We start from the raw sequence: 6287 nt of genomic DNA, 5'->3' as shown, positions 1-6287 counted from the left end.
AAAGAGTATGGTTCAGCAAGATGGGTTGCATAATATTAACTGAACAGGAGTGATATATAGACACGAGAAAAGGAGGATAATGCCATGATAGAATATCACAATAAAATTACAGCACTATACTCCCGCCTTTCAGTTGGTGATGAAGATAGAGACGGTGGCGAGAGTAATAGTATTGTAAATCAAAAAGCCTTTTTAGAAAGGTATGCAAGAGAAAAAAAGCTGATAAACATTCGCCACTATATCGACGATGACGAAAGCGGTAGGTTCTTTGACCGTTCAGCCTATACACAGATGATAAGCGATGTAGAGCAAGGCAAAATAGGAATTGTCATCATGAAAGATATGACAAGATGGGGAAGAGATTATCTCCAAGTAGGAAATGCGATGGAGATATTTAGAAGAAACAATGTACGCTTTATCGCTATCAATAACGGAATAGACAGCATTGACCAAAACACATTGGAATTTGCCCCATTTATCAACATCATGTCAGAGTGGTATGCAAGAGACATCAGCAAGAAAGTAAAGACAGGAATTAAAACCAAAGGAGCAGACGGAAAGCCTGTCGCAACAGAAGCCCCATACGGCTATATAAAAGACCCTGAGAACAAAGATTATTGGATCGTTGATAAAGAAGCTGCCGAAGTTGTAAAACTCATTTTCAGGCTATTTATGGAGGGGAAAAACAGAAATCAGATAGCTGTTTACCTGAAAGAAAAAGAAATACTAACCCCAACCTTTTATATGAAACAACAAGGCAGAGGAACAGCAAAAAACAAACCACTAAATGAAGAAAACAGATATAACTGGAACAAAGCAACTCTAACACGCATACTGAAAAGACAAGAGTATTGTGGTGATGTAGTCAACTTCAAGACCGAAAAGCATTACAGAGATAAGAGAAACCATTATGTAGATAAAAGCAAATGGCAAATAACAGAAAATGTGCATGAGCCGATAATAGATAGAACTACCTTTGAAAATGTAGAGCGTATGTTAAAAAATGCACCTGTAAAAAGACCAAACGGAGATGGAGAAATTCACGCACTTTCAGGCTTGATGTACTGTAAAGATTGCGGAACAAAAATGCACATTCGCACCATACACAAAAATGGAAGAGTACAGCATGTAACCTATTGCAGTGAATATGCCAAAGGGAAAGCAAAGCACCCCAAATGCAACTCCCCACACCGAATTGATGTTGATGAGGTTATGGAAAATATCGCAGAAGTCTTGCGAAAGATAGCACAGTATTCTTTGGAAAACAAAGCAGAATTTGAGAAACTTGTAAAAGAGAGTCTGTATAAAGAACAGACCGAAGAAGTCAAGAAAAATCAAAAGCGTATGCCACAAATCACAGATCGAATGGAACAGATAGAAAGAGTGATGAATAAACTCTATGAAGATAATGCACTTGGAAATCTGGATACAGAACGCTATGAGCAGTTATCAAGAAAGTATGCAGAAGAATACTACACCTTAAAAGCAGAAAAAGAAGAAATCAAAGAACGCTTATCCGAATGTGAAAATGCAAACCAAAGAGCAAAGAAATTTATCAGACTTGCAGAAAGCTATTCCAACTTTGAAGAACTTACCCCTACCATTATCAATGAGTTTATCAGTAAAATCGCAGTGCATGAAAGAGATGTAAAAAGAGCAAAATATGTAGTTCAACGAATAGAGGTTTATTTTAACTATATCGGAAAATTTGAAAATGAACTTACAAAACAGATAGAGCCGACAGAACAAGAAATGATACAGATGAGGGAAGAAATAGAAGAAGCAAGGAGAGAAAAATCACGAGCTTATCATAGGGCATATTCTAAAGCATACAGAGCCAAAAATCTTGAAAAGTGCCGAGAGTATGAAAAATTAAAAGCAAGAGAATACAGAGCAAAAAAGAAACTACAAGCAACAACCTAAAACCAAATATCAATTAATCGCAAAAGAGGTTTCCTAATCACAGGAAATCTTTTTTTTGTGCAAGTCGAAAGGAGGAACTAAATGGCAGAAAATGAGAAAACAGATATTAAAGAAATACAGACAGAACAACATCAAAAGCCCGATGGCATTCTTACAAAGAAGATAAATGGAAAGACCTTTGTAACAGAGATATATTTTGATAAAAAGAGTAAAGAGACATTTCAAGATAAGCTGTTCAAAGTAATACATTCAAAGGACAAATAGTAGTGAGTAGAGAAATATGACAGTAGAAAAATATCGAAAAAAATGCTATAATATTAGTCAATATAGATAAACAAATTAGAATTTGTAGAGGTAATTAAATGTTAATAAAGATAGCAATACTTAGGGGAATTATTCCTTTAATCATAATGACAATAATATCAATAATAATGAAATATCAAGGGATAGATCCTTTCCAGGTTAGAGGGACATTCATAGTTGGTATCATTATAGCTTCGGTAGCTGCAGCTTCTGTAATATATGAAATCGAAAATTGGTCATTGTTTAAGCAATCAGTCATACACTTCTTAATTATGCTGGTAACAGTGTTGCCTTTATTATATATAAGTGGTTGGTATAAATTGAATAGTGTTTTAGACTATGTAAAAGTATTTGGAATATTTTTATTTGTAGGTATAGTTTTATGGACTATTTCATATTTTATTTTTGGGAAAACTTTAACTAAATAAATCCCAGTTTGTAGAACTAACAATTTAATAAAAATTACCACAGGAACAGTAAATCAAAAAAGGTTTACTGTTTTTCTTTGCTCAAAATTAGAAAGAGAGGAAACGAGAAAATGAAAAACATAGAAGAAAAAATCTTAATGGCAGATGAAGAAATCAGGCAGTTACAAAACAAAAGGAAAAAGCTCATCAGTCAGCAGAAACAGGAAGAAAGAAAAAAGAGAGATAAAAGGATATATGAAAAAGGAGCAGTCTTTGAAAGCATATTTACAGAAAGTAAGAATTTAACCAAAGATGAATTTTATCAGCTAATCACATCTCTAATTCGTAAAGAAGAAGCTAATATCAAAATTAAAAAAATCATTGAAAGCAGAGAAGAAACGGAAAATCAAAACACCGAAACCCAAGAGGAAGAAACGGACATAGAGGAATAGTCCCTTGTTTACAAGGGCGCACATATACACCTTAACAGGTGCGTGCGTTCTCCGAAGGCTCTTAGCAGAGGGCATATCAGCTAACGCTGATACAGGGGGAGCTACACTCCCCTACGGAAATAAATTTCCTACCCCTTGTGTACTTCCCAAAAGAAATCGGATAAAAAGCTATCCGATTTTTTTAGGAAGTTCTATCTATCTCCACCATAACCATATCAGAAAATGGAAAGGAGGTTTTTTACTATGGCGATATATCATCTTTGCATAAAGATTATTTCAAGAGGTAAAGGCAAAAGTGCAGTAGCAGCTTCCGCCTATCGAAGTGGCGAGAAGATAAAAAACGAATATGACGGTATAGTCCATGACTTTACAAGAAAAGGTGGAATAGCCCATACAGAAATTCTTTTACCACAAAATGCACCACAGGAATTTTCAGATAGAGGGACATTATGGAATAGTGTTGAAAAAATAGAAAAGAGTAAAAACTCACAACTTGCAAGAGAAATTGAAGTAGCCTTACCCAAAGAATTAGACCGAGAGAAACAAATAAATCTTGTACGAGAATATGTAAAAGAAAATTTTGTAAAAGTAGGTATGTGTGCCGATATTGCAATACATGATAAAAATGATGGAAACCCACATTGTCATATATTACTTACCATGCGACCACTAAACGAGGATACAACATGGGGAGCAAAATCAAAAAAGGAATATATCCTTGATGAAAACGGAGAAAAAGTAAAACTCAAAAATGGAAATTACAAAACACGAAAAATCAATACAACAGATTGGAATGAGCAAGACAAAGCAGAAGAGTGGCGAAAAGCATGGGCAGATATCACAAACAAATATCTTGAAGAAAACAGCATACAGGAGAAAGTGGATCATCGCTCTTATCTAAGGCAAGGAATAGAACAAATACCGACCATTCATTTAGGAGTATCAGCAACACAAATGGAAAAGAAAGGCATATCCACAGACAGAGGATACATCAACAGAGAAATCATACATCAAAACAAGATATTAAAAGAAATCTCAAGAAGAATAAAGGCATTGCTAAATTGGATAAGGGGAATTGGAAAAGAAGAAAATACAGAAAATGAAAATACAAAGTTCACCCTCCCACTCAAAGAAAATTTGCAGTCAATCTTTGAAAATCTTATCCGTGAAAATGCAGATAAGAATAATGCTGATTTAGAAAAATATATTGAGAGTTATCAGCTACTCAAAGATAAAAATATCACTTCATTATCCCAGCTAAAAGAAAGTATAGTTACCTTACGAGATAAGAATTACAAGACCACAAGAGCCTTAAAAGATACCGAAAAGAAAGTTGATGATAAAACAAAACTCATAGACCAGTCAGAAAAATATTTGAAGCATAAGGACACCTACAAAGCCTATACCAAGACAAAGAAAAGCAAACAGGGGAATTTTTATAACGAGCATACGGCAGAAATTATTTTATTTGAAAGTGCTAAGAAATATTTGAAAGACCATTTAGGAGAAAGTAAAACCTTAGCCATCAGTAAATGGAAATCAGAACTTGCCACTTTGAAGAAAGAGAAAAAGAACCTATACAGTCAAATATTGGAGATACGAGAAGAAGTTGAACAGGCTGAAAAAGTTAAAACCTGTATAGAGCAAATAGAGGGACACGAAAAGCGACTATCACAGGTAAAGAGGAATGAGTTAGACCTATAAAACTAAGTGAAAAAATGGTATAATATTAAAAAAGATAGAAAGGGGGCTTTGACACTGAGTAAAAATAAAACAGCTACATTTTTTGCAATATTAGCAGCAGCATTATATGCAATCAATGTACCAATATCGAAAATATTATTAGCAAATGTGTCTCCGACAATGCTTGCCGGTTTTTTGTATTTAGGAGCAGGTGTTGGTATTGGGATATTACTTGGAATAAAGAAAACTCAAAACAAATTGACTGACGAAAAATGGCTTAATATAAATGATTTACCTTATACAATTGCAATGGTTGTTCTTGATATAGCAGCACCGATATTTCTGATGTTTGGCATTGCCAATACAAATTCTGCTAATGTCTCGTTAATTAATAACTTTGAAATTGTTGCAACATCGGTCATTGCCCTTTTGATTTTTAAGGAAAAAATTTCTAAAAGATTATGGATTGCTATTGTCCTTGTACTTTTATCAAGCGTCATTCTTAGCTTTGAGGGGATGGAAGCATTAGCACTGAATAAAGGTTCAATGTTTGTTTTATGTGCTTGTATTTGTTGGGGGATTGAGAATAATTGTACAAGAAGTATAAGTGATAAAAGTTCTGAGGAAATTGTGTTAATAAAAGGAATTTTCTCGGGTATTGGCAGTATTGTTATTGCTTTTATCATTGGAGAACATCTACCTGAAATACTATATATACTTGCGGTTATGTTACTTGGTTTTGTGGCATATGGTTTAAGTATAAATTTTTATATTATGGCACAAAAGAACTTGGGTGCAGCAAAAACAAGTGCATTTTATTCTATAGCACCATTTTTAGGAGTGGGATTTAGTTTTATCATTTTGGGTGAAAGACCAACAGTAAAATTTTATATCGCCCTCGGCATTATGATAATCAGCACATTGATTATGATAAAAGATACGCTTGGTAACGAAAAAATATATAATGGATATGTCCATACCCACCAGCATAAGCACGGAAAAGTAGTACATTCGCATGAGCATAGACATTTTATATTTAACCCTATGCATATACACAGTCATTCTCATGCAAACACATAAATGATTGGAAAATGGCTTAACTTATATAACCGTTAAGAAATAAGCATAATACAACAAAGAGAAACAGTGAATCAAAAAAGGTTTACTGTTTTTCTTTGCTTAAAAGTTAATACGGCTTACAGAAAGAGCGTCCATAAATATAAAAAGGTACTTGACAAAACGCTTCCTGGGGAACGAGAAAAGATATAGAACCGTATATGGATGAAAAGTTCCAGAACAATATCTTGCTTACACAAACAGAACGATTAACTATGAACGGCAGACCAGCAAATCCAAAGTATGCAAGAAACAAGAATATACTTGTCATAGGAGGTTCAGGCTCCGGCAAGACGAGATTTTATGTAAAACCGAATTTAATGCAAATGCACTCGTCCTATTTTGTAACCGATCCTAAAGGAACGATAGTGATTTAGTGCGGTAAGATGCTTGAAGATAATGG

General features: G+C 34.2%; 6 protein-coding genes and 1 pseudogene. All 7 read left to right on the top strand.

Annotated features, from left to right (window positions below; translation table 11 throughout):
- Positions 1–84: 84 nt before the first annotated feature.
- Complete coding sequence (locus IBJ83_RS08175) at positions 85–1923, top strand: recombinase family protein (RefSeq protein WP_019117186.1); 1839 nt, start codon at positions 85–87, stop codon at positions 1921–1923.
- 81 nt (positions 1924–2004) lie between these two features.
- Positions 2005–2187, top strand: a complete 183-nt coding sequence (locus tag IBJ83_RS08170) for a transposase (RefSeq protein WP_018659264.1) — start codon at positions 2005–2007, stop codon at positions 2185–2187.
- 98 nt (positions 2188–2285) lie between these two features.
- The gene (locus tag IBJ83_RS08165) at positions 2286–2654 is read left to right on the top strand and encodes a DUF3021 family protein (RefSeq protein ID WP_018659265.1); all 369 of its coding nucleotides are present in this window, start codon (positions 2286–2288) and stop codon (positions 2652–2654) included.
- Positions 2655–2764: 110 nt separating this feature from the next.
- Positions 2765–3085, top strand: coding sequence for a DUF3847 domain-containing protein (locus tag IBJ83_RS08160; RefSeq protein ID WP_019117185.1), 321 nt, complete (start codon positions 2765–2767; stop codon positions 3083–3085).
- 243 nt (positions 3086–3328) lie between these two features.
- The gene (gene mobQ, locus IBJ83_RS08155; protein ID WP_009428357.1) at positions 3329–4789 is read left to right on the top strand and encodes a MobQ family relaxase; all 1461 of its coding nucleotides are present in this window, start codon (positions 3329–3331) and stop codon (positions 4787–4789) included.
- A gap of 48 nt (positions 4790–4837) precedes the next feature.
- On the top strand, positions 4838–5848 hold the full coding sequence (locus tag IBJ83_RS08150; protein WP_009429029.1) for a DMT family transporter: 1011 nt from the start codon (positions 4838–4840) through the stop codon (positions 5846–5848).
- 158 nt (positions 5849–6006) lie between these two features.
- A pseudogene (locus IBJ83_RS08145) lies at positions 6007–6258 on the top strand (type IV secretory system conjugative DNA transfer family protein); the annotation flags it as partial.
- Positions 6259–6287: the final 29 nt, after the last annotated feature.

It is taken from the genome of Parvimonas parva, assembly GCF_016552165.1.
In the GTDB taxonomy this organism is placed as follows: domain Bacteria; phylum Bacillota; class Clostridia; order Tissierellales; family Peptoniphilaceae; genus Parvimonas; species Parvimonas parva.
The sequence above is the reverse complement of the archived record's forward strand: the minus strand, read 5'-3'. Positions and strand labels throughout refer to the sequence as shown.